The following is a 24288-nucleotide window of genomic DNA, read 5'->3' as shown; positions in this document are numbered from 1 at the left end:
GCACCAGATAAATCTAGTTTATCATGACAAAAGTTCACTGGCCTGTCGAACCGAAGCCCCCTGTTCGTAGACCATCAGCTTGATCACCATCAGCAATCAAGAAAGGGACAAAGACAGCTTGGACAATACGCTCACCGATTTCGAGGGTTACTGGTTGATCACCGATATTTTGCATCTGAGCAAAGATATGCCCTTCATTATTAGGGTTGTTATAGTAGTCGCCATCGATAACACCAACTGAATTGATGAGCACTAAGCCCTTTTTACGCGGATTAGAAGAGCGATCATAAAGATAAAGGACTTCTCTCGGCTGCATATAGGCCTTGACCCCTGTGGGCACTAAAGCAATAGCACCAGCCGGAATTTCTACTGTCTCCGCTACTTTTAAATCATAACCAGCTGCATGGGCTGTCGCTCGCTTGGGCAGTAATTTTTCATCAGTATATTGGCTGATAAGTTCAAAGCCACGAATTTTTGACATGGTTCACCTCGTATAATTGCTAGCACTTATTATACTATATTCGCAATAGAAAATAAAAACCTAGCTACTTCATCGCTTCAAACCTCCTTATATCACGGGCTGACAGCGGTTAAAAGCAAGTTTTCTATTTGCGCTTAACCTCTCTTTTTCCCTTATTTTATGATATAATGAGAGCGATATTATGATATGGAGACCTATTATGACAAAACAAAAAGTCGCTGTTTTAGGGCCGGGGTCATGGGGGACTGCCCTCGCTCAGGTTCTTAATGACAACGGGCATGAGGTCCGCATTTGGGGCAATATCCCAGAACAGATTGATGAAATTAATACCAAACATATGAACACCCTCTACTTCAAAGATATAGTCTTGGATGAAAGAATTAAAGCCTACAAAGACTTAAAAGAGGCTTTAGAGGCTGTTGATGCTATTCTCTTTGTGGTACCGACTAAGGTTACCCGCCTAGTAGCAAAACAAGTCGCTGAACTGCTGGATCACAAGGTGGTTATCATGCATGCTTCCAAGGGACTTGAGCCAGGCACGCACGAACGTTTGTCTACGATTCTGGAAGAGGAAATCCCACCAGAACTGCGCAGTGAAATTGTCGTCGTATCTGGTCCCAGTCATGCGGAAGAAACAATCGTTCGCGATCTGACTCTTATTACGGCAGCCTCAAAAGATCTCAATGCTGCTAGATATGTACAGGAGATTTTCAGCAATCGCTACTTCCGTCTCTATACCAATCAGGATGTGGTCGGGGTTGAAACTGCCGGAGCTTTAAAAAATATTATTGCAGTAGGGGCCGGAGCCCTACACGGTATGGGTTATGGCGACAACGCCAAAGCTGCTGTCATTACACGCGGACTGGCTGAAATCACGCGCTTAGGTGTCAAGATGGGAGCCAATCCACTGACCTACAGCGGCTTATCTGGTGTCGGTGACCTCATCGTCACGGGAACTTCTGTTCATTCACGCAATTGGCGAGCTGGGGACGCTCTTGGGCGCGGTGAAAAATTAGAAGATGTCGAGCGAAATATGGGAATGGTAATTGAAGGGATTTCAACTACTAAGGTTGCCTATGAATTGTCCCAGCAGTTGGGCGTTTATATGCCTATCACTGCAGCTATTTACAAGGCTATCTACGAGGGGGCAAATATTAAGGAATCCATCCTTAACATGATGTCCAATGAACTCCGCTCAGAAAATGAGTGGCAGGAAGACAACATTAAATAGTAAAGAGTATCTAAGAAGGAAACAAAAAAGATGACTAAAGTTAGAAAAGCTGTTATCCCAGCTGCAGGCTTGGGAACTCGTTTTTTGCCAGCTACAAAAGCTCTGGCTAAAGAAATGCTGCCAATTGTCGATAAGCCAACAATTCAATTCATTGTTGAGGAAGCCTTGAAATCTGGAATTGAGGAGATTTTAGTCGTAACCGGTAAAGCTAAACGGTCAATTGAGGATCACTTTGATTCCAATTTTGAGCTAGAATACAATCTGGAACAAAAGGGCAAAACTGATTTGCTTAAATTAGTCAATGATACTACAGCAATCAACCTCCACTTTATCCGTCAGAGCCATCCGCGCGGACTAGGGGATGCTGTGCTTCAAGCCAAGGCTTTTGTCGGTAATGAGCCCTTCGTCGTCATGCTGGGCGATGATCTCATGGATATTACAGACGATAAGGCAGTTCCTCTAACGAAACAGCTTATCGACGATTATCAGGAAACTCATGCCTCCACTATTGCAGTTATGCCAGTTCCCCATGATGAAGTATCTGCCTACGGTGTGATTGCTCCACAAGGACAAGGAGAAGCAGGTCTCTATTCGGTAGAAACCTTTGTCGAAAAACCAGAGCCGGATGAAGCTCCAAGTGATTTAGCTATTATCGGACGCTACTTACTGACACCAGAAATTTTCAGCATTCTAGAAACCCAAGAACCTGGTGCAGGCAATGAGGTTCAGCTGACCGATGCTATCGATACCTTGAATAAAACTCAGCGTGTCTTTGCGCGTGAGTTTAGGGGTAACCGCTATGATGTGGGAGATAAGTTTGGTTTTATGAAGACCTCTATTGATTATGCCTTACAGCATCCACAAGTTAAAGAGGATCTGAAAGATTACATCATTAAACTGGGTAAAGAGTTAGATGGGAAGCAAGCAAAGTGACATCTATAGTGGTCTGGCTCCCTAGGAATAAAACCTAGGGGGCTTTTTATACTCTTTTTAATTGCGTCCTCTAGTAACGTTTCAGTCATGTTTCTGTTAATTTTTTAAAAATCCATTGTTTTATTAAAAAAGAACTTGTATAATAATTTCGTAAACGCTAACATTTTATTGGGAGAGAGCTTTATGAAAAAAATCACTTACATATTAGTAGCTTTATTGGCTATTATCGCCTTTAATGCTTTTAGCAATGATTCAACTTCAACTAGTCACTCGGCAAAGTACTCCACAACCTCAAAAAGTTCTTCTGAAAAGGAAAACTTTTCATCAACTGCTATAGCAGCGCAAGAGCAGCCGTCATCAATCCAAGAGAGTTCCTCCAGTGTGCAGTCAGAACCAGCACAAGAAGACCCTAAAATATTAGATGAAGAACAACCAAACCAAGAGCAAGATAGAATAGTCTATGTGGCTCGCGATGGGACAGCTGATGTCTACTGGTACTCAATGGATAATATGCCTGCCAACACGAACCAAAGTCGAGTTGTTCAAATGGAAGAAAGCGACGCTATTGCAGCAGGAAAACGACATACGATGAAAGAATATTAATTATCTCCAAAAATAGCTCCATCTTAACGAATGGGGCTACTTTTAGTCTCTGATAGCATCCTCTATTTGTTAAAGAGTTGGCATTCCCTACTTCAAAGAAAATCAGAAACAGACAGGAGGCCAAAGTGCAGTAATACTTTGTCCGATAGACTAGTGTCACTGACGTATAGTTTTGGTTTCCAAAGTGAGGCCGTAAATTAAAATTATAGTTTAACAAGGTAGGACAAAAGATCAGTGTAATCAACTTTTGCGAAGTTACTGACATCAAATTCAACTACCTGACCGAGTTCAAAATGATTATAGTCTCTTTTGTTGAGGATATCTCGGAATTCATCTTTTGTAATGTGGTTATCCGCTAATTCGCGCTGAAGTAACTCATCACCATAGTGATAGTGAGTCATGATATGACTTAGGTGTCTGCTGTAGTCTCGATCACGCTGAAAGCGGCGTTCCCACAGAAGGTCAAAATCGGCAACCAGTCTTACAGTAAGGATATTATAACCGTATTTAGCGGCCAAGTCAGCTAGGAGGGGCTTTTGCTTATCAGAAAATGGATAGTCGCTAAGGATTATTTTTTGGCCAACCATCATATAAGCACCGATCGCCTGATAAAAAGACTGCCAAACGATTTGTTCCAACTGTGCCTTCTCTTCTAAGTTATTAAAACCGACACTGTCAGCAATAGTTTCTTTTAATTCATCAGGTGTAATTTTGTATAATTGAGGTTGGATGTCCAAGATCTTCTTGACCAAATAGGTTTTACCTGTAGCAGGGGGACCTGCAATTAATATCAGGAATTTATTCATGACGATTTCCTCAGTTTAAAGGGCTATCAGCATTCATAAATAACAGAAGCTTGTGCTTTACAATTTCCTTGACCTTTTCATTACAAGGAATGATATTATGACGCAGCGATTTATTGACCTCTGTCGCTTCAAAATAATCCTTGGCTGTCTGTGTCCAGTTAACAAGCAATTCTGTACCGACATTAAATTTACGGATCCCATTATTAATGAGCTCAGCGTAATCTTCCTCTTTGACACCCGTACCGCCATGGATAACAAGCGGAACCTCAACAGATTCGTGAATTTTTTGAAGCAGGGGAACTTTTACATTTGTTTTTGATTTGAACTGGCCATGATTGGTCCCGATCCCTACGGCCAAAGCATCTACTCCTGTCTCAGCCACAAATTTTATGGCATCGCTAGGTCTGGTATATTCTTTGTCGTCTTCAGAAACAGAGATACCTTCTTCGGTTCCTCCGATTGTTCCCAATTCTCCTTCTACAGAGACACCCCTGGCATGGGCATAGTCAACAATGGCCTTAGTTTTTGCGATATTCTCTTTAAAGGGAAGATTTGAACCATCAAACATAACACTGGAATAGCCAGCTGCTATCGCATCTTGAATAGCCTTAAAATCTCGTGCATGATCCAGATGTAAGGCCACGTCTACCGGATTATTAGCTGCTAATTGCTTACAAACAGCGACTATGACATCATAGCCGATGTATTTGGCTGTATCTACGCTAGTTTGGATGACAATAGGCAGGCCAGTTTCTTTAGCTGCTCTGATCATTTCAGGTAGCATTTCCAAGTTATGCATATTAAATGCACCTACAGTCATATTTAATTTATCAGCATAGTCTGTCAACTCTTTTAACGTTTTATACATTTTTAATCCTCCTTAGCTGTTAGGGTTACTTTCTTGGCAATATTACGCATTTCGTCCATTTTACCCATATAATATTCAATTAATTCATCATCGTGGGCCATAGCAGCTTCTTTTCGCCTTTGGTTATAGAGCGACATGAGTTTTTTATAGCCTTCCCCTATTGTCAGCTTAATGGATAAGCTTTTTTCCAAGTGAGCAATAGCCTCATCTTTCTTGGAAACTTTATCATAAAGCAGCCCCAGTTTTTCAAAATAGTCAGCATCGTCCAAATGTTGTTCTTGGTCTGCTAATAGCTGATTAATCTCCTTATTAAATTTTTCTAGCTCCTCTTCTGAATACTGAACCTTCGTACTTTCGGTAGTTTTTTGACTTTTTTTAAACAGTTTAAACATCGTATAATCACCTCTTCAACCCAGCTCCTTTAATGTCAGATAGGGGCGTTAAAACATTTTGAAAATCGGACTTAATAGCCAGTAGTACAAGAGAGCTGCTGTAACCGTATCAACATCGGTAGCTGTCGCATTCACAAAACCAAGGGAGCTAAATGCTGTAACTAGCAGGGCAGGCAAAAGAGTGATGAAGAAGCCGTGGGCAATTCCCCCAATGATAGCTCCCCTGCGGCCACCTACAGCATTTCCGAATATACCTGCTGTACCGCCGGCAAAAAAGTTTGTTAGCATTCCGGGAAGAATCATGGCGAGACCAAATATCGGAAGCACAAACATGGCTATGACGGTACCAATCGTTGTTGTGATAAAACCAAGAATAACAGCATTTGGCGAATAGGGGAAGAAAACCGGACAGTCCAAAGCGGGAATAGCGTCTGGCACTAACTTCATCGCAATACCGCGGAAGGCCGGTACTATTTCACCAAGAAGAAGGCGAACACCAGCAAGAAGGACATACACACCGACAACAAACTGAATAGACTGCAGAAATGCGTACATCAGATAATTTTGATTACCTGTGTCAACAGCTCCTGCTCCTGCAAAGGCCGCCGTAATCAGATACAAGGGAACCATAACCACCATGACAGACAGATAAGTATCTTGTAAAAACTCAAAAGATTTAGGCATTTCAATATCTTCGATGGATTTTTTCTGGTCACCACGTTCGCCAAATAGCTTAGCAACTCCTGCTTCAAATAAATAGCCAATGGTACAAAAGTGTCCAAGTGCGATATCATCATTTCCCGTAACCTTGCGGATAATCGGCTGAGCAAGAGCAGGCATAGCAACTGTAAAAATACCACCCACGACTCCGCCTATAAGGATGAGAAGAAAACCACGCAAGCCGGAAAAATAGCCAAAGACCGTTGTCATGGTTGCCATCCAAAGCAGGGCCTGCCCAGTTAAAAAGATATAATTCCATTTAGTAAAACGAGCAATTAAAACATTAACAACAAATATGGCAAGGAAAGTTAAGGCAATCTCTCTACCCAAGCCTAAATCATTCATGGCTTGACCGTTGATCGCTTCGATTGAAGGAACGATCCCATGTGTATGAAATCCGGCCTGAAAAATCTTCCCAAAATAAGTCAAACTGGAAACAATAATATTGGAACCAGCGCTCAATACTTGAAAACCTAGGAGAGTCTTTAAGGTTCCTGAGATAATTTGCCCTACTGATTTTTTCTGCAGAATCAGGCCGAGCATGGCGATTAAGGCGATGGTAATTGAGGCCTGGGTCAAAATATTATTGATGATAAAATTAATAATCCCCATAATTATTTCCTCCATTTAGACGAGTCATTACATAAAATGACGTTCTTTAAGCACAGGCAGTAGTTTTTCTTCTATTTCTTGACTGGACACGATATTTTTTAAAAAGATAATCGCTGTCTTTTCTTTATCAATTGAAAACTGGGCGAATTGCTTTTCAAAATTTTGAGCCGTAATAATAATATCCGGTCCGACTGATGCTGCTGTTGAAATATCTACATGATCCAGTTTAGCGTCAATACCATACTTATTCAGAACATCTTCTGCTGCCATTTGAGCAGCAAAACTGGAACCTAAACCAGCTCCACAAACAAATAAAATATTTAAATTCTTAGCCATCTTATTTTTCCTCCTCACTTCTTTCTTTAAATAAGATTTCCTTAACGGTTTCTAAGTCTGCCGCCCTTGTTAGAGCCTTAAGGTCATCCTCTTTCCTGATTAGATTGACCAGACTCTTCATAACATTCAAATGCGTATAAGAATCCGTAGCAGATAGGCAAAATATGACATGTACCGGATCATTAAACTCGTGGCCAAAAACAACCGGCTTTTCAAATACGGAAAGACTCAAGCCTAATTTTTGAGCCCCATCTTCTGGTCTAGCATGAGCTAAGGCAAGATGGGGGCCGATCACGATATAGGGGCCATACTGCTCAACACTGTCTATCATTGCCTGTATATAGTTATATGTGATGAACTCCTTGCTCAACAGCGGCTTAGCCACTCTTTCAATGGCTTCTTGCCAGGTAAATGTTTCTTTTTCAAATGAAATATTATCATCAGATAATACATCTTGAATCATAGGCTGCACCTCCCTCTTATTAATGTTTAGCTTATTATGATTGAATAACTCTTCGAGACAAGCATAAAGCTCTTTACTTACCTCTCCTAAATGCCTTTCAATTAATCGTAATAAGTTCTGAAACATTTCTGTGTAGTCACTCTTGACAGATATTAATCGTCGGTATTGACTATTATTCTCCAGAAAATTATGAACGAGTAACTTGGTTTCATCATTAAAGATAGAATCGAGTATAATCGTTGGTTTGACTCTATAGTCAAGTTCCACTGTCGAAAAAACTAAATCTACATCAAACCTCTCAACTAAATCGATTTCTCGGCTGCTTAAGACCGCCAATACTTCAACATTGAAGTATTCCTTCAGATTTTCTGCTAGCAGCCGTCCCGTAGCAAGACCGTGATTGCAAATAACGACTGCTCTGTACCAATATTTATTATCCTGATTAAGCTCACTTAAAGCAGTTGAAAAATGTATTGTTAGGAAGGCTATCTCATCATCTGTAATACTTCCGCCAAATTTATATTCTGCATTTTTTAGAAATTCTTCAACGACATGATAGACGAGACCGTAGGTTTGTTTTATTTTTTCCTTCAGAGGATTCGTGAGCTGTAGACCTCCCTTGATACGCTCTACCATACCTACCATATGAGTATATAGAGCCTCTTGAAGCTGAAATTCCTTCTTATTAAAGGGAATCCCTGTCCCGTCTTCAACAAATTGAATAAATTGCAGGGTCAATAACTGCAGGTCCAGCCAGTTGAAGGGGCGGTAGTCATCTTCTCTTTTTAGGGTATTGAGGAGAAAATAAATGTATTTTTTCTCCTCTGCATTAACATCAGGATATAAGCGAGCCGATACCACATTAATATAATTTTGAATGCGGTCTGTTTTTTCTATTTCAGAATCTCTTTGTTTATCGGTATCCGAAATATACTTTCCTTGTTTCATTCGCTCAAGCCATATATAAGCCAGCAGATTAAAATTCGTTCGGTAATGGCTGACTTCCACTTTTGATATAAAGCGACTGTAACTATCATCTAAGTACTGTAACTGAGACTGGTTGATATATTTAAAAACGATATCCTTTTTGTCACTATCGACTTCCAATAAGGCTGAGCTTAGTATCGAAAAAAGCATTGTTCTGATAAACTGCTCTTTAGCTTGAAACTGCAGACCCTTCTTAGGAATGCTCACAACTTTGACATGGTAGTGGGCCAAATTTTTTCGAACCTGCCGGATATCTTCATCAATTGAAGATTTTGAAATCTGGTAGGTCTCCTCCTTCTTGGTCAAAAAGACGGGGCTTGTTCCAAAGCCAATATCTAAAATTAAATCGAGCACTCTTTCCTCTCGCCTTAAATACTTAAATGATGAGCAGCCTTCCTTATTAAATTCTTTTAGCCGTTGGATTTCATCTCTTGTTAAATTTAGCATCACTCCTTTGGATCGGATGGTTTTCACCGAGGGTAACCGGCACTGTATCAACGATTCATCAATTGCGGCAAGGTCGTTGCGAATCGTTCTCTCGCTGACCTCAAATTCATTTGAAAGATACTTTATGGTCAGCGGTATCTGCGAATTTAGCAATCGATTTAAGACGGCACGAGCTCTTTCCTTCATCGTTCTTTCCCCCATCTACTTAGATTATAAAGCGCTTTCATCATATTAAAAAGTAGATCTTTTTTCAAAAAAAATTTGCAAAAACCTCTACACAAAAACCCCCTCCTGCCTTGAATAGATTATTCAAGGCAGGAGGGGGCAGCCGTTTCGTCAATATTAAATTACCTATCTTAAACAGCTGTCCAAACTAATCCCAAAATTGCACTAGCGTTCCTGATGACAACTGAGGCAAACTATCTCCTTCAACGTGAAGCGTTCCTGGCAATGTTTTCTCTTTGGAACCATCAAAGGAGATCGTGATATGGCCTAAATTTTTGAGATTCGTCTCAACTACATCTCCAACTGCAGTAATACGATACTCTTGCGCATCAATTAAAACTTTCCCGTCACTCTTTAGGCTACCAGTAAGATTCTTATTATCAATTGTAAAGCAGAATTCTGCTAAGTCTGCCGGCGCTCCTTGGCCAAATAGAATCAGCATATTGGCATCTTCTACCATGCTTTGGGCTTCTGGACCAACTGCCATCACTCTTGTTTCAAAAATTTTTGACATAGCTTCTCACTTTCTAATCACTTGATTATATATAATAATTTCCTCTATTGATCCACATTTATTCATCACTGCTGCTATCAATAAAGCCCAATACTGGCTACCCAGGCAACGATAACGCGGGGGACGCCGTTAAGAAAGCGTGAATAGAGAACGGAAGGCACGCCGACCTCGACAGTTTCCGCTTCTGCTTCCGCTAAACCTAAACCAACAGGGATAAAGTCACAGCCATTTTGAGTATTGATCGCAAATAGGGCTGGCAGAGCCATCTGGGGAGGAATATTTCCTTTACCGATCTCGGTACCAATCAGAGCACCAACTAGTTGGGAAATGACAGCACCAGGCCCTAAGAGCGGAGATAAGAAAGGCAAAGAACATATAAAGCCGAGAAGGATTAATCCCCAAATATTCCCAGCCAAGGGGCTAAGGACATGGGACAGCCAATTACCAACGCCTGTTCCATTAATGATACCAATAATCAAGGAAACAAAGGCCATGAAGGGAAGGATGGTATTTAGCATCGTTTGAATGGCATCACGCGCAGCCTGATTGAAAATGGCAACGACTCTACCAGCTCCCATACCAATACGGGCAATAAAACTAGATTCAGCGCGCTGTTCCGTAATCTTCTTGCTGGTATCATAACTGGTTCTTTCCTCTTCGACTACTTCCGAAGCTGCTTCTGTCACAGATTCATCTGCTTCAACAGGTGAAATTTGCTCCAACCCAACAGCAGAAACATAAATATCCTCTGTGATATATTGAGCCAGAGGGCCTGACTTTCCTGTTGCAACGATATTGATTGTTTTAATGCCTTTTTTAGGATAGATACCGCAACGAAGAGTCCCGCCGCAGTCAACAATAGCTAAAGCCACTTCTTCATCTGGGATGGACGTTTGAAAGCCGTTAACAGCTTCCATGCCTGTAAGTTCTGCAATTTTATCAACAATTTCAGGCTTTTCACCGCCACCAGTAATATAGAGAAATTTATGCTTTGCATCGGTAGGTGTAATCACCAATGGTCCGCCGAAACCACCATTACCTTTTACGACTTTAATACTTCTATAGGCCATTTTTCTACCTCTTTTTCTACTTATTTGACAATTCAACTTTCTTACTCAAGGTGACTCCTTGCTGCTTAGATACATAGGCTGTTGTAAAGTCAGTCACCCAACCGCCGATGAAATTCATAAGGAGGCCCACTAACAAGTAGCGGATCGCTAGAGGGATTGTACTTAGCCCTAGTGCTTCAATTCCTGAGGCTACCCCCAGCCATACGAATAATTCACTAGGATTAATATGGGGGAATACCCCGTTTGACGTGTGACAGAACTGCATCTGTGCTGCTATGTAACTGGGTTTATAATATTCAGGAACAAAGCGTCCCATACTTATGGCCATCGGATTCCCTAACATAAAAGCAGCAAAGAAGGGGAGGATGAGATAGCGTGTCACTGGGTTCTTAGCAGATAATTCTCCCAGTTTATTCATACGTTCTTCACCAACTAAGGCAATAAGGGCATTCATGGCAATCAACAGCATGAGGACTTTGGGAACGATTCCTGTCAACCATCCGACGAAATTTTCACCGCCTAGTTGGAATAGGTTCATGAAGCCTTCAATTAATTTTGTAACATTATTCATGGTTTTTAACTCCTTTATTTTTTCTTAAACTGTAATTTTAGCCACTGAGGCAATAGCTTCAGCTGTGTCGCCGCATCGACTAGAGGAGGTGCCTTAGGAAGATCTTTATAGGTACCGGCTTCTGTTCTTAAGAAGACTTCGCGAGCATCCTCAATGGCGATACGCAACAGCTTATTTTCTTTACGTACCAGCGGATTATAGTAATCAAAATAATGAATATCTTGTCCCAGATAATCTGGCATATCTTTAAAATATGCGGCTATGGTCACTCCTTGCATTTTTTTAGCATCAAGAACCTTGCCATAACTATCAATAGCAAACATCACAATTGTTCCTGATTTTAATTTCCCCGATCGGCGGCCAATAGCTACACGGCCTTTTTGGCGCAGAGTGCTATATACCTGATTAAAATGTTTGATTTGCTTTAGTCCTAACAGGATCTGCAGGACATAAGCAGACACAATGACTATTCCCAGTAAAAGTATTGAATCCATTAAAATACCCCTTTGCTTTTGGTTAAGGCAATAAAATCTGACTCCGTTTTTACATGTCGTAAAGCCTCCTTGAGACTATCATTATTGGCAATTCTGAAAATATCATCATAGAGTTCTAATAATTCTGTTTCTGTTCGCTTATCCAGTTTTTGCGGGATAGCTACAAGAAAAATAAATTCCAGTTCAGTGGTCTGTGTTGGTAGGGTATCTTGCAGAACTCCTAACATTAAGATTGGCTTGCCTGATAGACGATTGGTGGTATGAGGAAAGGCAATACCATTGCCAAAGATCGTCGTTCCTTGCCTATCACGCTCTAAGACACGTTGACCGAAACCCTCATCAACCAAGTCAACATCTCTCAAGAGGGCTACCATATCAATCAAGCAGTCTCTGTAAGACTTAGCTTGTCTCAAACGCATAAATTTAAGGACAGCCGTCTCTAAATCTTTCTGATGGTAGGTCTTAATCTTTTGCCAAACATCGCGAAGCCAATGGTCGTCAAAAAGATTGGTTAATTGAATAACAGGAGACTTTAAGTTCCCATATTTTAGCGGAACGGTTGTAAAGATAGCAAAGTAATTATCATCGGCTTCTGGTCTAAAATTTTCTTCAGAATATTGAGTAATTTCTACATCATTGCCGAGAACATTCTTTAATTGGCGTGCTATCATTGCAGCTGTTCCCAGACCTGTTGTACAGACTACTGCAACTTTGCGGCTGGATCTTTCTTGTATTTGATTAGGATCACGAAGGACACTTTCAAAATAAAGGGCTAAATAGCTGATTTCTGAGATATCTACTGGGTAGGCAAATATTTCCTTCAGCAGACTAGCAGCAACTTCAGCCATTTTAAAAGCAAGAGGAAACTTATTTTGAATTTCACCGTGAAAAATATCGCTAGCTGGCACATGAAAGATCAAACGATTGAGTAAGAATTTCAGATGGGTATAAATATCAGTAAGCAACTTTTCATCATTAAAATCAACATCCAGAGTTCCTCTAACACGCGCAACCATATCTTGATAGAGAGCTATGATTTGAGCGTTTTCAATTGTACAATACTCCAAGCCCGCTATAGACTGAATATTCAAAGGAAAGCTTAGGAAATCCTGTTCGTACTGTCCGAGAGAGATTTTATAAGTCATTTCAAGGTGATAAACTAGCTCATCCATAATCTGCGAACCTTTCAATTCGTTGATGTAGTAAGGAATTGGTTGAGTTAGGAACTCTCCTCGCCTAAGGCGGGCAATTGTGATCGCGACCACCTTGGTTAGGAGATCTTGGATTTTTCTCGGTAGTTGAAATTTTTGACAGAGTTCCTGTAAGAAAAAGTCAGTCTCATTTTTCAACGTTTCTGAACTGAAATAAGCATAAACATGATGGCTGTAAAACAGCCGTAAGTTTAGCTCATCACCAAAGACTTCTAAGCCTCTGTTTGGACGTCCTGAAATTTCAATTTGGTAGTCTTGGGTCAGCTCTTTAACCTGCTTTAAATCCTTGTTAATGGTTGTGCGGCTGACGCCTATTTCTTCAGCTAAATCATCAATCAAAAGAGGCTTAGTACTCTGTAATAAGCGTTTGATGAGATAAGAAGCCCGCCTGCCGGAGGAGTTGAAATCGCTCTCCATACGTAAACTGCCAGATAAAATATCCTCCAACCTAGCATAATCAGCTACTTCCAAGAATAGACTATCATCTCTTTGTACTACCTGAACATCTGCACCTAGAATATCGTTCAGTTGCTCAATACTGCTTCTTAACGTTTTAGTGCTGATGCCTAGGTTTTTTCGCACCTCTTCAACCGTAACTTGGTGCTGTGAAACCAAGAGATTTAAAATACGGTACCATCGATTAACTAGCGCCACCCTTAAACCTCACTTTTAATTATTATCCGCGAGTTTTTCCTCCAGCCACGTTAATCGTAACGCCTGTAATGTAACTCGAACGCTTGGAAATCAGATAAGCTACAAGATCAGCAACTTCGCTTAAGTGACCGCTGCGACCAAGAGGAGTCGTACTTGTAGAAGCGTAGCCCGCACGAATTTGTTCAACTGTTTTTCCCCTAGTATAGCCCAAGGCCTCTTCATAGGCAAGTGTTCTCAGTCCTGTAGCTTCCATGATACCAGGTGCTACTCCGACAACACGAACGCCGTGTTTCCCAAGTTCCTTAGCCCAAGAACGTGTGTAGCTGTAGACGGCTGCCTTTGTAGCAGCGTAAGCACTCTGTCCTTCAGAGCCCTCGAGACCTGCCTCCGAAGCCATATTTATAATAACACCATCTCCTTTATTGACTAAGAGGCGTCCAACAGCCTGACTGACAAGATAGAGTCCCTTTTGATTAATCATAGTAATCTTTTCAAAAGTTTTATCATCAAGTTCATATTGTCCATGAGGATCTTTGGGATCAACCAAGAGGCGGGGAATATTAATACCAGCGTTATTGACAAGGGCATCTATGGTGCCAAAACGTTCAACAGTCGCTGCCACGGCTGCTTCAACCTGTTCACGTGAGGTCACATCTACTTTTTGAAATAAAAAATTATCGTGCTTTTTATTCTTATCTGCAATATCAAAATTCACAACATTGACACCAAGTTCCAGCAGCTCATCTACAACAGCTTCCCCAATTCCTGATGAAGCCCCCGTAACAATAACTGTCTTACCTATAATATTCAACCAATCTGCCATTTTCTTAACTCCTTTAACTAGGTATAAGAACTGAGACTCTGACTAAGAAATTCGAGACAGCAGTAGCGCTTACTCCTACTTATTTCAGGCTCAACTCCCATCCATTTATTTTTTAACAACTCAATTATAAAACGCTTTCAAGATAGAATTAAGACACACTTTTTCCAGAAATTAAGAAATTTTGTGCACTAATATGATGCTTTTCATCAGATTAGATTTTTTACAGCATAGCGACTAGGTTCGGTTATAGTTACTAAAGCCAACAGCTCAGGCAATTAAAACACTGGTTTTCTAGTTTACCGCCTAACGTGTTGTACTCAACTTAACCATTAACACAGCTATTTCTCATGAAAAATGAGCAGCTGATTGCTATATCTCAATCAAAAAAACCTAGGGTCGGATAGAAACTCCGACCCTAGGGGTGATGAGACATTAATACAGGCTCTCAGTTCTTTTAAAAAGCTTGATGTTCTTATAGGCGCGCATTCAGTTCAGCACTCAGGTCTTCAAAACCTGGTTTACCCAGCAGGGCAAACATATTTTTCTTATAGGCTTCAACACCAGGTTGGTCAAAAGGATTCACACCATTGAGATAACCTGAAATAGCAATAGCAATTTCAAAGAAATAAATCGTATAGCCAAGTGTAAACTCATTTTGTTCAGGGATTGTCAGATAGGTATTTGGAACACCACCGTCTGTATGAGCCAGCAAGACACCATCTGTTGCTTTCTTATTGACAAAATCAACATCTTTACCTTGAAGATAGCCGAGTCCATCAAGGTCTGTCTCTTCATTTGGAATAGTGATATTTTTACGTGGTTTATCAACACGGATAACGGTTTCGAATAGATTGCGATAGCCTTCTTGGATGAATTGACCAAGTGAATGAAGGTCTGTCGAGAAGTTAGCCGATGTCGGGTAAATTCCTTTTTGGTCCTTGCCTTCTGACTCACCAGCTAGCTGCTTCCACCATTCGCTAAAGTATTGCAGGGAAGGTTCGTAATTTGCAAGAACCTCTGTCACATAGCCTTTTCTATAAAGAATATTACGGATAGCTGCGTATTGGTAAGCCTGATTTTCAGCAAGGTTATCTGAAGAATATGCTTTGCGTGCTGCGTTAGCACCTTCCATCAATTGGGTGATATCTGCACCGCTTGCAGCAATGGGAAGCAGACCAACTGGTGTCAAGACGGTGAAACGTCCACCTACGCTATCTGGGACAACAAAAGTTTCCCAACCATTGGCATCGGCTTCAACCTTGACAGCTCCTTTTACTCGGTCGGTCGTAGCGTAGATACGCTTGTTGGCTTCATCTTGACCATATTTTTTAATCAAAAGTTCCTTGAAGACACGAAAGGCAATCGCTGGCTCTGTAGTTGTTCCTGATTTAGAAATAACATTGACCGAAAAATCCTTGTCAGCTACATAGTCCACAAGGTCTGCCAGATAGTTGGAGGAAATAGAGTTACCGGCATAGAGGATTTGTGGATTTTTTCGCTCTTGAGCCGTTTGCAGATTGACAAAAGAATTATTCAAAAAATCAATTGCTGCACGGGCACCAAGGTAAGAACCGCCGATACCGATCACAATGAGGACATCGCTGTCGGATTGGATTTTTTCTGCTGCTTTTTGAATACGGGCAAATTCTTCTCTGTCATAATCTTCAGGCAGGGTGAGCCAGCCAGTCATTTCAGCGCCTGGACCAGTACCATTGCGCAAAGCAGCATCTGCTGCCGTAACCTGCATTTGCAAGTAATCTAATTCATGCGGTTCAATGAACTTATTTAAAACCTTTGAATAATCAAATTGAATATGAGTCATGATTTTACTCCCTTTTAAATCAATATACCTTACTAGTTTACTCTTTTCTACCCCAATTTTCAATCTTTTTCGCTAAAAATCAAGGGCTGGGGCAGGGTGGCAAGGAGATAAAACTCACTAAGCAGAATGTCAATGGCTTGAAAAATCACTTTTCTGCTTCTAACCGTCATACATGCCACCGTCCCCATAGCTTTGTGCAACATAAAAAAGAGCACACATCCTGCATCGCTTAGGGCTGCTGGATTCCTCCCCTGACCCACTTCACGCGAAGATGTTGCTCCAGACGTTATTATATCATAATTTGATATAACTGCAAATGATTTTATCCTTCTCATTGCAGGCATTATTATTTCATTTTTTCATCGCTAGGCTGAAGTTCCTCTTTAATTTTTTTACCGCGTCGCTGACGAAAAAAACTCTGCATAATCTGAGCACAGTCAGCTTCCAAGATTCCAGATTCTACCTGAACACGATGATTGAGGCGCTCATCAGCCAGAATATTGTAAAGACTCCCAGCTGCACCAAATTTTTGATTGGCCGCACCATAGATAACCCGAGGAATACGAGCCAGTCCAATAGCACCGCTGCACATGACGCAAGGTTCAATTGTTACAAAGAGAGTACTCTCCAGCAAGCGCCAGTTCTTTTCTGTTTGATTGGCCTGATTGATTGCCATAATTTCAGCATGCATCACTGCTTGATTGCATTCTTCACGCGCATTGTGACCGCGACCAATGATCCTGCCATCTTTAACAATAACACAGCCGATTGGTATTTCCTCTTTAGCTAGAGATTGCTGAGCCTCCTTTAGCGCTTCTGCCATGAAAAGCTCTTTTTGAGCTTGTGTTAAATCGATCATTGCAGGGCTCCTAAGTCCCAAGTTTTATGCGGATGAGCTAGCTCAACTGGCACAGAAGCTGCATAGTTCTGTGTCTGCTCTTGCAAAACAATCAGATGGCGCGAAGCATCAATACCTTCTGGCGGCAGAGGAGGCACATGAGTCAAGACAAGCTGCCTTACTCCTGCTTCCAGAGCAATTTGTCCTGCTTCCTTAGATGTCAGGTGAGCCATATGATTTTCGTTACCTTCATAAAGGTAAACATCGGCTAAGAAGAGATCAGCGTCCTTAGCAAAAGCAGCTAAAGCATCAAAATAGCCGGTATCACCTGTAAATACAAGAACCTGACCAGTCTCACGCTCTTTTATACGAAAGGCATAACAAGGTACTGGGTGCACTGTCTTAATAAAGGTAATATCAAATGGACCAACCTCCTGAACACCATTGACATCATAGGCTATTCCTTGGGATACACCATTTAGAGATAACTTACTAAACTCATAGCTATCTTCATTATGTCCATAGATCGGTAAAACCTTTGGCTCCCAAAGATGCTTAGGATAGAGCTGAAAATAATGACGGAGCACACCCAGATCTGCGACATGATCGGGATGATAATGGCTGATAAGAACAGCATCTAAATCCAGAGGGCTGATTTCCTTTTCCAATTCGGTTACGGCACGGCTGCCACAATCCATTAGAAGCTGGAAACCATCGTGACCTGTAAGTAGATAGGAGGTCGTTCCACCATCTTGATAGGGGTAAGCTCCCCAACAACCAAGTGTTGTTAATTTCATACAATCACCTTCTTTACATTCGTAGGTCTATTATAACAAATAAAGGTGCTTTCAGCAGTTAGTTCATGTAACTGTTCTCATTAGGGAAGCTTTGCAATAAATGTATTATCATTCTATTACTAGTAATATTATCTATCTGAAAAATATTTGTCCCTCTGTTAAACAAATATCTGTGTTTCAAAAATACTAGTAGTAAATTCTAAAACTACTAAGTACTTTTAGCCTTTCTCATGATAAATCAAGAAATAGTATTTTTAATAAACAAAATGGCAGAAAATTAGATATTGATTATTTGGAATCAGCTCTTCTAACTTCCTCCCTTACACAGTTCAGTCTAGTGGTAAACTCCTCAAGAATCCCTAACTTCCCTTGAGAACTTTTAGAACGATTTTCGCTTGATAAAGCGCGTACTGACAAATGTTTGAAGATGTTTGCTAGGATTATTAATTAAACTAAGAAGTTGCTGCAGGGCTGTCCTTGCTAAAAGATCTTTAGAGACATTAATTGTTGAAAGTTCTGGGGTAACAATACTACTTTCACGAATATTGTCAAAACCAATTATAGAGATGTCTTCTGGAACCCGTATTCCCAATTGAGTTAATGTTTTTATAAGACTAATTGCAATATAATCATTTTCACAAAAAATAGCTGTTGGTGAGTGCTCTTTGTGAAAATCACTATATTGAAAATTGGTATCATTACTAATTTTTATAGGTGAGAACACAAAATAGTTATCGGAAGATATCTTTAGATTCCCTTCAGTGATTGCATCTAAAAAACCTCGTTTACGCTCATCAAAATTATTAATACGAATTTTGGACTCAGCGTAGCCTATGTATCGGTGACCCGCCTTTAAAATTTGCTTACCAGCTTCATATCCTCCTTGATAGTTATTAATACCGATAAAACTAATATCTAATTTAGGATCATAAGTATCAATGACTACTAACGGGATTTTAGACTGAGATAATTGTTCTAAATAATCATGATCAAGGTTAGTTCCTAGGACCATCGCACCATCAGCTTGTTTTGTATCTGCCAAATGATTGATTGTTTGCACTATATTTCGAGTTTTGACGTTGGTAATAACAAAAGAAATATGTTCGTAACTCCTAACTTCTGATAAAAGTGAAGTTATTAATTCATCAAAAAATGGTTGGGCTTGATAATCACTCGTGATGATTGTTTCACTTTGATAAGCTAAAAAATGTATAACTCGTTTAACTTGTTGTTTCTCATTCTTTTTTAACCTTTTTTTCTGTTTTAGAGGAATGTATCCCCCTTCTTTAGCGATATCAAGTACCTTTTGGCGTGTTTTTTCACTAACACCAGATTTACCATTTAAGGCTAGTGATACAGCTCCTTTTGAGAGTCCAGCTAATTTTGCAATATCTTCAATCTTCATAGAGTTCTCCTATCTCTGGTATTCTATCATAAAGAACTAAAAAAATGCATAGTTTAGTTAAAATTTGTGGAAAAATTGATTTTTTAATAAAAAATATTGATTATTTTAGCTAAAAATACTAAACTATTGATAAAAAGACATCGCTTTCAATAAACTGTTTTAGTTTATAAGAATAGGAGGACTTATGAATACGCGTCAATTGGAAAAGAAGGCTTTGGAAATCCGCAAAGATTTTCTCAAGCTCATCTATGATGGCGGAACTGGACATACTGGTTCTGACCTGTCCTGTGCCGACATATTAGTGGCACTTTATTATCAAATCATGAAGATTGATCCAAGAGCTCCCAAAGCAGATGATCGAGACCGTTATATCCAAAGTAAAGGTCACGCGGTTGAAGTGCTTTGGGCAGTTTTGGCAGACAGAGGCTTTTTTCCAAAAGAAGACCTTAAAAGATTCTCCCAATATGGCTCTAAACTGCTAGGCCATCCTAACAATAAGGTGTCTGGTGTCGAAATGAATACCGGCTCTCTGGGACATGGACTGCCTGTTTCTGTCGGCAGCGCTCTGGCGGCTAAGTTAGATGGTAAAGACTACCGTACCTTTGTACTCATGGGAGACGGTGAACAAGCAGAAGGTTCTGTCTGGGAAGGCGCAATGGCAGCAGCTCATTACAAGTTGGATAACCTTGTGGCTGTTTTGGATCGCAACCGGCTGCAGATCACCGGCTCAACCGAAGATGTCATGCATCTGGATTCCTTGCATGATAAATGGAAAGCCTTTGGCTGGCATGTTATTGACGTCGCTGATGGCAATGATATGGTTCAATTGGTTGCGGCTTTAGAGGCTGAACCTGTCAAAAACAAACCAACTATAATTATTGCCAATACCCTAAAAGGGAAAGGGGTTAAAAGAGCAGAAGGTAAGGCTAATTGGCACCATCACGTTTTGACGGATGAAGAGTACCAAGAGGCTATCGCTGATTTAAATAAAGAATTGGAGGCTTACGCAGATGTCAAATAAAATTGCAAACCGCGCTGTCATGTGCGAGGTGTTAATGAAAGCGGCAGAAGAAGATAAAGACCTCTTGGTTTTGACCAGCGATTCACGCGGCTCAGCTTCTCTTGTTAATTTTGCTAATACTTTTCCAAATCAAATCGTGGAAACAGGGATTGCCGAGCAAAATCTTGTCGGTATTTCAGCAGGTCTAGCACTGAACGGCAAACGTCCTTTTGTTGCTTCTCCAGCTTGTTTCCTCAGCATGCGCAGCATTGAACAAATCAAGGTTGATGTGGCTTATTCCAATAAAAATGTCAAGCTGGTTGGTATCAGCGGGGGAGTCAGCTACGGCGCACTTGGGTCTAGTCACCATTCCTTACAGGATATTGCGGTGACACGTGCCATTCCCAACCTAGAGATTATTATTCCAGCTGACCGTCACGAAACCAAGGCTGTTTTTGAATATCTGGTCAAATCAGATAAACCAGCTTATATTCGCTTAGGACGCAATCCTGTTGAGGATAGTTTTACAGAAGACAATGTACATTTTGAAATTGGTAAAGCTTCTGTGATGAGGGAAGGAAAAGATGTCACCATCGCAGCTGTTGGTGAAACAGTCCGTGTGGCTCTTGATACTGCCCAGGCGCTTGAAGAAGAAGGTGTTTCAGCCCGCGTTCTGAATTTTGCCAGCCTCAAGCCTTTTGATGAAGAAGCGGTCAGAAAAGCTGTCGCCCAAACCAAGGGTATTGTTTCAGTTGAAGAACACAGCGTTAATGGCGGGCTGGGTTCTGCTGTGGCAGCAGTTGTGGCACAAGAAGGTGGCTACCTTCATATAATGGGCATTCCAGATGAAACGGTTGTTACAGGAACGACTAAAGAGGTCTTTGACCACTATGGTATCTCAGTTGAAGGGATTTCAAAAGAAGTTAAAAAGCTCTTGGCTAAATAAATAGCAAGAGTCAACTAATCATTAAAAAGGACATTCAGAAAGGAAAGGTTGCCTCATGATAGGCAGTCGCGGTTATTAAATATGGATAAGATTAAACTTGGTTTTGCACCAACACGTCGTAACCTTTTCAGTGCAGATGCAGCTATCGAATATGCTAATTACACACGTGAAAAATTAGATGCTTGGGGTATCGACTACGTTGATATTAAAGATATCAATGCAGATGGCTTGATTTACGATGATGCCAGTGTTGAAGCTGCTGCTGCAAAATTTAAAGCGGAAGCTATTGACGGTCTCTTTATTGCCAATGAAAACTTCGGAACAGAATATGCGGTTGCCCGCTTGGCTAAAAAACTCCATGTGCCTGTTCTTGTTTGGGGACCTAAGGATGAAATCCCTGCTGAAGATGGCTCGCGCCTTCGTGATAGCCAATGCGGTCTCTTTGCCATTGGGAAGGTACTCCGCCGTTTCAAAGTGCCATTTACTTATGTTAAAAACTCTAACCTTGATGATCCAGCTTTTGAGCGTGGGGTCAAAGATTTTGTCAAAGTTTGCAATGTGGTCAAGACCTTTAAGAACACATGTATTTTGCAAGTGGGTCCACGTCCGTTTGACTTCTGGACAGTTATCTGCAATGAAGGCGAATTGCTGGAACGCTTCAATATCTCACTCTCACCAATTCCTTTGCGTGAGTTAGTAGATGAAATCAATCGTGTCAAAGCAGAGGAAGCCGACAAGGTTAAAACTGTTGAAGACTGGTTCCACGCAAACACTGATGTTCAAGTTACTGCAGAAGCCCTTCATATGGTTGCCGCACTCAAGGTGGCACTTGAAGACCTATGCCACAAGTACGGCTGTAATTCAGGGGTTATCCAATGCTGGACTGCCTTGCAGGAAGAAATTGGTATTTTGCCTTACGCCTCACTGTCATTACTTCAAGAAGAAGGTATCCCGTTTGTTTGTGAAACAGATGTGCACGGTGTCATTTCAGAACTCTTGATTGAAGCAGCTTCATTGGGCGAAAAACGTGCCATCTTTGCTGACGTTAACTGCCGCCACCCAGAAAATCCAAATGGAGAATTGCTTCAACACTTGGGTGTCTTTGCTTACCAAACGGCTGAAACAAAACCAATTTTGCCACCAAGCCACTTCGTCTTTGACTATCCGGGCTCTGTTGGCTTCCGTGCTAAGAAGACTGATTATACCTTCTGCCGCTTTGATGGCGATAACGGGGAATATTCACTCCTGATGGGGAATGCAAAAGGGATTGATGGTCCTTACAACCAAGGAACTTACTTCTATGTTGAATTTGATAATCTAAATCGTTTGGAATCTAAATTGGTCTATGGCCCTTATATTCACCACGTTGCTGGTGTTCAAGAAGATGTTGTACCAATTCTCTATGAAGCTTGTAAATATCTTGATGTGAAGGCTGATTTCTACGATCCAATCGAAGATGAGGTCAAAGCCTATCTAGCTGGTGATGACGCCACACATTTCCGCCCAAATCGAGGTTAAGCTTATGGTCTATGTAATTGGAATTGACCAAAGCACTCAAGGGACGAAAGTTTTGCTTTTTGATGAGTCTGGTCAGATTGTTACCAAGAAAAGTCTCTTGCACGAACAAAAAGTCACAGCTGAGGGCTGGGTGTCACATGATCCTATGGAAATCTATGCTAATGTGCTGTCGCTGGTTGACCAAGTCACGGTAAATATCCATCGGCAAGAGCTTGTGGCTCTTGGGATTACCAACCAGCGCGAAACAGCCCTAGCCTGGCATAAAGAAAGTGGTCAGCCGATTGCAGATGCCATTGTTTGGCAATGTGCGCGAGCTAAAGAAATTACAGACCAGATGAATCTTTCTCAGGCTTCTATGGTCAAACGCAAAACAGGTTTACCCCTGTCTCCTTATTTTTCAGCCGCAAAATTTGCTTGGTTACTGCAGCATTATCAAGGGGATTCTGAGCAAATTGCCTGTGGAACCATGGATGCTTGGCTAATCTATAAATTGACAGACGGTAAATCCTTTAAAACGGATGTCTCTAATGCCAGCCGTACACAGTTGATGAATCTGGAAAAGCGGACTTGGGACAGAGAACTCTGTGACCTCTTTGAGGTGCCAGTGGCCAGTCTGCCTCAAATTGAGGCCTCCGATGCTCATTTTGGGGAAACAGACTTTGATGGTTTGCTGCCTCATCCGATTCCGATTCATGCTGTCATGGGAGATTCCCATGCTGCTCTATTTGCCCATAAGGGCTTTGAAGCAGGGGATATCAAGGCAACCTATGGAACAGGATCTTCTATCATGATGAACATTGGTAGGGAGGTATCCATTATGCCTGAAAACTTGGCAGTATCAATTGGTTGGCAGTCTCAAGGCAAATGCCACTATGTTCTTGAAGGAAATATCAACTATTCAGGAGCTGTCATTACCTGGCTTAAAGACAGTCTCAATCTTTTTTCAGAGATGGCAGAACTGGACCGTCTGGTGGCGGCAGCTAATCCATTAGATAAGACTTATTTAGTACCAGCTTTTTCGGGATTAGGAGCCCCTTATTTTAGAGATGATGCTTCAGCTGCCTTTGTTGGGATGACACGTACCAGCGGTCGAGCAGAATTAGTCAAAGCTGGACTGGAGAGTATCGCTTATCAAATCAATGCAGTTCTCAGTGCCATGAAATCAGTGTCTAAACTGGAAATCAAGCGTATCAGTGTTGATGGCGGCCCAACTAAAAATGCTTATCTGATGCAATTTCAAAGTAATCTAGCCAACGCGGATGTAGATATTGCCGCTGTTGAAGAAGCTTCCTGCACCGGTGTTGCTTATCTAGCAGGGATGTCCTGCGGTGCATATTCCGAAGACATTCTCAACCAGCTCAGCAGCCACCGTATTTCACCCGAAGAATCCTTCAGTCAAATTCGTCTAGACAAGCTGGCAGGCTGGGATAAGGCCGTGCAAAATCTTCTTTAAAGTTTTTATATAATACCACCACCTCAACTTAGAATTATTAAAAAGAATAAAAACTTTTTAATAAGAAT

General features: G+C 41.1%; 24 protein-coding genes and 1 other RNA gene. 7 read left to right on the top strand and 18 right to left on the bottom strand.

Features of this window, described 5'->3' with window-relative positions; genetic code table 11:
- Positions 1 to 34 precede the first annotated feature (34 nt).
- On the bottom strand, positions 35 to 481 hold the full coding sequence (locus tag AC4HAO_RS04750; protein ID WP_491092775.1) for a dUTP diphosphatase: 447 nt from the start codon (positions 479 to 481) through the stop codon (positions 35 to 37).
- Between the two features lie 199 nt (positions 482 to 680).
- Here AC4HAO_RS04750 and AC4HAO_RS04745 point away from each other — a divergent pair, with 199 nt between their 5' ends.
- The 3 genes from AC4HAO_RS04745 (at position 681) to AC4HAO_RS04735 (ending at position 3248) form a co-directional block, all read left to right on the top strand.
- Positions 681 to 1712, top strand: coding sequence for an NAD(P)H-dependent glycerol-3-phosphate dehydrogenase (locus tag AC4HAO_RS04745; RefSeq protein ID WP_491134736.1), 1032 nt, complete (start codon positions 681 to 683; stop codon positions 1710 to 1712).
- A gap of 30 nt (positions 1713 to 1742) precedes the next feature.
- A complete protein-coding gene (galU, locus tag AC4HAO_RS04740; RefSeq protein WP_447452484.1) occupies positions 1743 to 2645 on the top strand; it encodes a UTP--glucose-1-phosphate uridylyltransferase GalU in 903 nt (300 codons plus the stop codon).
- Positions 2646 to 2828: 183 nt separating this feature from the next.
- Entirely contained in the window at positions 2829 to 3248 is a 420-nt protein-coding gene (locus AC4HAO_RS04735; RefSeq protein ID WP_491092773.1) for a hypothetical protein, read from the top strand.
- 203 nt (positions 3249 to 3451) lie between these two features.
- On the opposite strand, the gene AC4HAO_RS04730 is transcribed toward AC4HAO_RS04735, so the two are convergent.
- The 17 genes from AC4HAO_RS04730 to AC4HAO_RS04650 all read right to left on the bottom strand — a co-directional run bounded on the left by AC4HAO_RS04730 (position 3452) and on the right by AC4HAO_RS04650 (position 19303).
- The gene (locus AC4HAO_RS04730) at positions 3452 to 4054 is read right to left on the bottom strand and encodes a P-loop nucleotide/nucleoside kinase family protein (RefSeq protein ID WP_491134735.1); all 603 of its coding nucleotides are present in this window, start codon (positions 4052 to 4054) and stop codon (positions 3452 to 3454) included.
- A 10-nt stretch (positions 4055 to 4064) separates the two neighbouring features.
- Positions 4065 to 4922 (bottom strand): class II fructose-bisphosphate aldolase, encoded by an 858-nt coding sequence (locus tag AC4HAO_RS04725; RefSeq protein ID WP_491092771.1) that lies wholly within the window; start codon positions 4920 to 4922, stop codon positions 4065 to 4067.
- Between the two features lie 2 nt (positions 4923 to 4924).
- A complete protein-coding gene (locus AC4HAO_RS04720) occupies positions 4925 to 5314 on the bottom strand; it encodes a tetratricopeptide repeat protein (protein WP_491134734.1) in 390 nt (129 codons plus the stop codon).
- Positions 5315 to 5362: 48 nt separating this feature from the next.
- On the bottom strand, positions 5363 to 6646 hold the full coding sequence (locus tag AC4HAO_RS04715) for a PTS sugar transporter subunit IIC (RefSeq protein WP_447452488.1): 1284 nt from the start codon (positions 6644 to 6646) through the stop codon (positions 5363 to 5365).
- A gap of 27 nt (positions 6647 to 6673) precedes the next feature.
- Positions 6674 to 6982, bottom strand: a complete 309-nt coding sequence (locus AC4HAO_RS04710) for a PTS sugar transporter subunit IIB (protein WP_447452489.1) — start codon at positions 6980 to 6982, stop codon at positions 6674 to 6676.
- A gap of 1 nt (position 6983) precedes the next feature.
- Positions 6984 to 9065: a BglG family transcription antiterminator gene (locus AC4HAO_RS04705; protein WP_491134733.1), complete on the bottom strand. Its 2082-nt coding sequence runs from the start codon at positions 9063 to 9065 to the stop codon at positions 6984 to 6986.
- Positions 9066 to 9252: 187 nt separating this feature from the next.
- The gene (locus tag AC4HAO_RS04700) at positions 9253 to 9618 is read right to left on the bottom strand and encodes a PTS glucitol/sorbitol transporter subunit IIA (RefSeq protein WP_491092768.1); all 366 of its coding nucleotides are present in this window, start codon (positions 9616 to 9618) and stop codon (positions 9253 to 9255) included.
- A gap of 77 nt (positions 9619 to 9695) precedes the next feature.
- The gene (gene srlE / locus AC4HAO_RS04695; protein WP_491092767.1) at positions 9696 to 10688 is read right to left on the bottom strand and encodes a PTS glucitol/sorbitol transporter subunit IIB; all 993 of its coding nucleotides are present in this window, start codon (positions 10686 to 10688) and stop codon (positions 9696 to 9698) included.
- Between the two features lie 16 nt (positions 10689 to 10704).
- A complete protein-coding gene (gene srlA / locus AC4HAO_RS04690; RefSeq protein ID WP_491092766.1) occupies positions 10705 to 11259 on the bottom strand; it encodes a PTS glucitol/sorbitol transporter subunit IIC in 555 nt (184 codons plus the stop codon).
- 14 nt (positions 11260 to 11273) lie between these two features.
- On the bottom strand, positions 11274 to 11753 hold the full coding sequence (locus tag AC4HAO_RS04685; RefSeq protein ID WP_491092765.1) for a transcriptional regulator GutM: 480 nt from the start codon (positions 11751 to 11753) through the stop codon (positions 11274 to 11276).
- A complete protein-coding gene (locus tag AC4HAO_RS04680) occupies positions 11753 to 13618 on the bottom strand; it encodes a BglG family transcription antiterminator (RefSeq protein WP_491134732.1) in 1866 nt (621 codons plus the stop codon). The genes AC4HAO_RS04685 and AC4HAO_RS04680 overlap by 1 nt, the downstream gene beginning before the upstream one ends.
- Before the next feature lie 22 nt (positions 13619 to 13640).
- Complete coding sequence (locus AC4HAO_RS04675; RefSeq protein ID WP_491134731.1) at positions 13641 to 14441, bottom strand: SDR family oxidoreductase; 801 nt, start codon at positions 14439 to 14441, stop codon at positions 13641 to 13643.
- A gap of 472 nt (positions 14442 to 14913) precedes the next feature.
- Positions 14914 to 16263, bottom strand: coding sequence for a glucose-6-phosphate isomerase (locus AC4HAO_RS04670; RefSeq protein WP_491134730.1), 1350 nt, complete (start codon positions 16261 to 16263; stop codon positions 14914 to 14916).
- A gap of 192 nt (positions 16264 to 16455) precedes the next feature.
- Positions 16456 to 16554: signal recognition particle sRNA small type (ffs, locus tag AC4HAO_RS04665), an RNA gene on the bottom strand.
- 55 nt (positions 16555 to 16609) lie between these two features.
- Complete coding sequence (tadA, locus tag AC4HAO_RS04660; RefSeq protein ID WP_491134729.1) at positions 16610 to 17122, bottom strand: tRNA adenosine(34) deaminase TadA; 513 nt, start codon at positions 17120 to 17122, stop codon at positions 16610 to 16612.
- Complete coding sequence (locus AC4HAO_RS04655) at positions 17119 to 17898, bottom strand: MBL fold metallo-hydrolase (protein WP_491092761.1); 780 nt, start codon at positions 17896 to 17898, stop codon at positions 17119 to 17121. The genes tadA and AC4HAO_RS04655 overlap by 4 nt, the downstream gene beginning before the upstream one ends.
- Positions 17899 to 18277: 379 nt before the next feature.
- Positions 18278 to 19303 (bottom strand): LacI family DNA-binding transcriptional regulator, encoded by a 1026-nt coding sequence (locus tag AC4HAO_RS04650; RefSeq protein WP_491092760.1) that lies wholly within the window; start codon positions 19301 to 19303, stop codon positions 18278 to 18280.
- Positions 19304 to 19487: 184 nt separating this feature from the next.
- Here AC4HAO_RS04650 and AC4HAO_RS04645 point away from each other — a divergent pair, with 184 nt between their 5' ends.
- From AC4HAO_RS04645 to AC4HAO_RS04630, 4 genes are all read left to right on the top strand, one after another.
- A complete protein-coding gene (locus AC4HAO_RS04645; protein ID WP_491092759.1) occupies positions 19488 to 20324 on the top strand; it encodes a transketolase in 837 nt (278 codons plus the stop codon).
- Positions 20314 to 21249 (top strand): transketolase family protein, encoded by a 936-nt coding sequence (locus AC4HAO_RS04640; RefSeq protein WP_491134728.1) that lies wholly within the window; start codon positions 20314 to 20316, stop codon positions 21247 to 21249. Before AC4HAO_RS04645 ends, AC4HAO_RS04640 begins: the two co-directional genes overlap by 11 nt.
- Positions 21250 to 21330: 81 nt before the next feature.
- Positions 21331 to 22767: an L-fucose/L-arabinose isomerase family protein gene (locus AC4HAO_RS04635; RefSeq protein ID WP_491134727.1), complete on the top strand. Its 1437-nt coding sequence runs from the start codon at positions 21331 to 21333 to the stop codon at positions 22765 to 22767.
- Positions 22768 to 22771: 4 nt separating this feature from the next.
- Positions 22772 to 24220, top strand: a complete 1449-nt coding sequence (locus AC4HAO_RS04630) for an FGGY-family carbohydrate kinase (protein WP_491134726.1) — start codon at positions 22772 to 22774, stop codon at positions 24218 to 24220.
- Positions 24221 to 24288 lie beyond the last annotated feature (68 nt).

The sequence above is a fragment of the Streptococcus sp. ELY_137 genome, assembly GCF_058314515.1.
This window is presented reverse-complemented; position numbering and strand designations above follow the sequence as displayed.

Excerpts from the sequence above, each read along its gene's own strand:
- AC4HAO_RS04720 (WP_491134734.1), bottom strand. The coding sequence starts at position 5,314 with ATGTTTAAACTGTTTAAAAAAAGTCAAAAAACTACCGAAAGTACGAAG.
- AC4HAO_RS04675 (WP_491134731.1), bottom strand. The coding sequence starts at position 14,441 with ATGGCAGATTGGTTGAATATTATAGGTAAGACAGTTATTGTTACGGGG.
- srlE (WP_491092767.1), bottom strand. The coding sequence starts at position 10,688 with ATGGCCTATAGAAGTATTAAAGTCGTAAAAGGTAATGGTGGTTTCGGC.
- galU (WP_447452484.1), top strand. The coding sequence starts at position 1,743 with ATGACTAAAGTTAGAAAAGCTGTTATCCCAGCTGCAGGCTTGGGAACT.
- AC4HAO_RS04640 (WP_491134728.1), top strand. The coding sequence starts at position 20,314 with ATGTCAAATAAAATTGCAAACCGCGCTGTCATGTGCGAGGTGTTAATG.
- AC4HAO_RS04715 (WP_447452488.1), bottom strand. The coding sequence starts at position 6,646 with ATGGGGATTATTAATTTTATCATCAATAATATTTTGACCCAGGCCTCA.
- AC4HAO_RS04710 (WP_447452489.1), bottom strand. The coding sequence starts at position 6,982 with ATGGCTAAGAATTTAAATATTTTATTTGTTTGTGGAGCTGGTTTAGGT.
- AC4HAO_RS04635 (WP_491134727.1), top strand. The coding sequence starts at position 21,331 with ATGGATAAGATTAAACTTGGTTTTGCACCAACACGTCGTAACCTTTTC.
- AC4HAO_RS04700 (WP_491092768.1), bottom strand. The coding sequence starts at position 9,618 with ATGTCAAAAATTTTTGAAACAAGAGTGATGGCAGTTGGTCCAGAAGCC.
- AC4HAO_RS04685 (WP_491092765.1), bottom strand. The coding sequence starts at position 11,753 with ATGGATTCAATACTTTTACTGGGAATAGTCATTGTGTCTGCTTATGTC.
- tadA (WP_491134729.1), bottom strand. The coding sequence starts at position 17,122 with ATGATCGATTTAACACAAGCTCAAAAAGAGCTTTTCATGGCAGAAGCG.
- AC4HAO_RS04670 (WP_491134730.1), bottom strand. The coding sequence starts at position 16,263 with ATGACTCATATTCAATTTGATTATTCAAAGGTTTTAAATAAGTTCATT.
- AC4HAO_RS04655 (WP_491092761.1), bottom strand. The coding sequence starts at position 17,898 with ATGAAATTAACAACACTTGGTTGTTGGGGAGCTTACCCCTATCAAGAT.
- AC4HAO_RS04645 (WP_491092759.1), top strand. The coding sequence starts at position 19,488 with ATGAATACGCGTCAATTGGAAAAGAAGGCTTTGGAAATCCGCAAAGAT.
- AC4HAO_RS04650 (WP_491092760.1), bottom strand. The coding sequence starts at position 19,303 with ATGAAGATTGAAGATATTGCAAAATTAGCTGGACTCTCAAAAGGAGCT.
- AC4HAO_RS04725 (WP_491092771.1), bottom strand. The coding sequence starts at position 4,922 with ATGTATAAAACGTTAAAAGAGTTGACAGACTATGCTGATAAATTAAAT.
- AC4HAO_RS04730 (WP_491134735.1), bottom strand. The coding sequence starts at position 4,054 with ATGAATAAATTCCTGATATTAATTGCAGGTCCCCCTGCTACAGGTAAA.
- AC4HAO_RS04750 (WP_491092775.1), bottom strand. The coding sequence starts at position 481 with ATGTCAAAAATTCGTGGCTTTGAACTTATCAGCCAATATACTGATGAA.
- AC4HAO_RS04735 (WP_491092773.1), top strand. The coding sequence starts at position 2,829 with ATGAAAAAAATCACTTACATATTAGTAGCTTTATTGGCTATTATCGCC.
- AC4HAO_RS04745 (WP_491134736.1), top strand. The coding sequence starts at position 681 with ATGACAAAACAAAAAGTCGCTGTTTTAGGGCCGGGGTCATGGGGGACT.
- AC4HAO_RS04630 (WP_491134726.1), top strand. The coding sequence starts at position 22,772 with ATGGTCTATGTAATTGGAATTGACCAAAGCACTCAAGGGACGAAAGTT.
- srlA (WP_491092766.1), bottom strand. The coding sequence starts at position 11,259 with ATGAATAATGTTACAAAATTAATTGAAGGCTTCATGAACCTATTCCAA.
- AC4HAO_RS04705 (WP_491134733.1), bottom strand. The coding sequence starts at position 9,065 with ATGAAGGAAAGAGCTCGTGCCGTCTTAAATCGATTGCTAAATTCGCAG.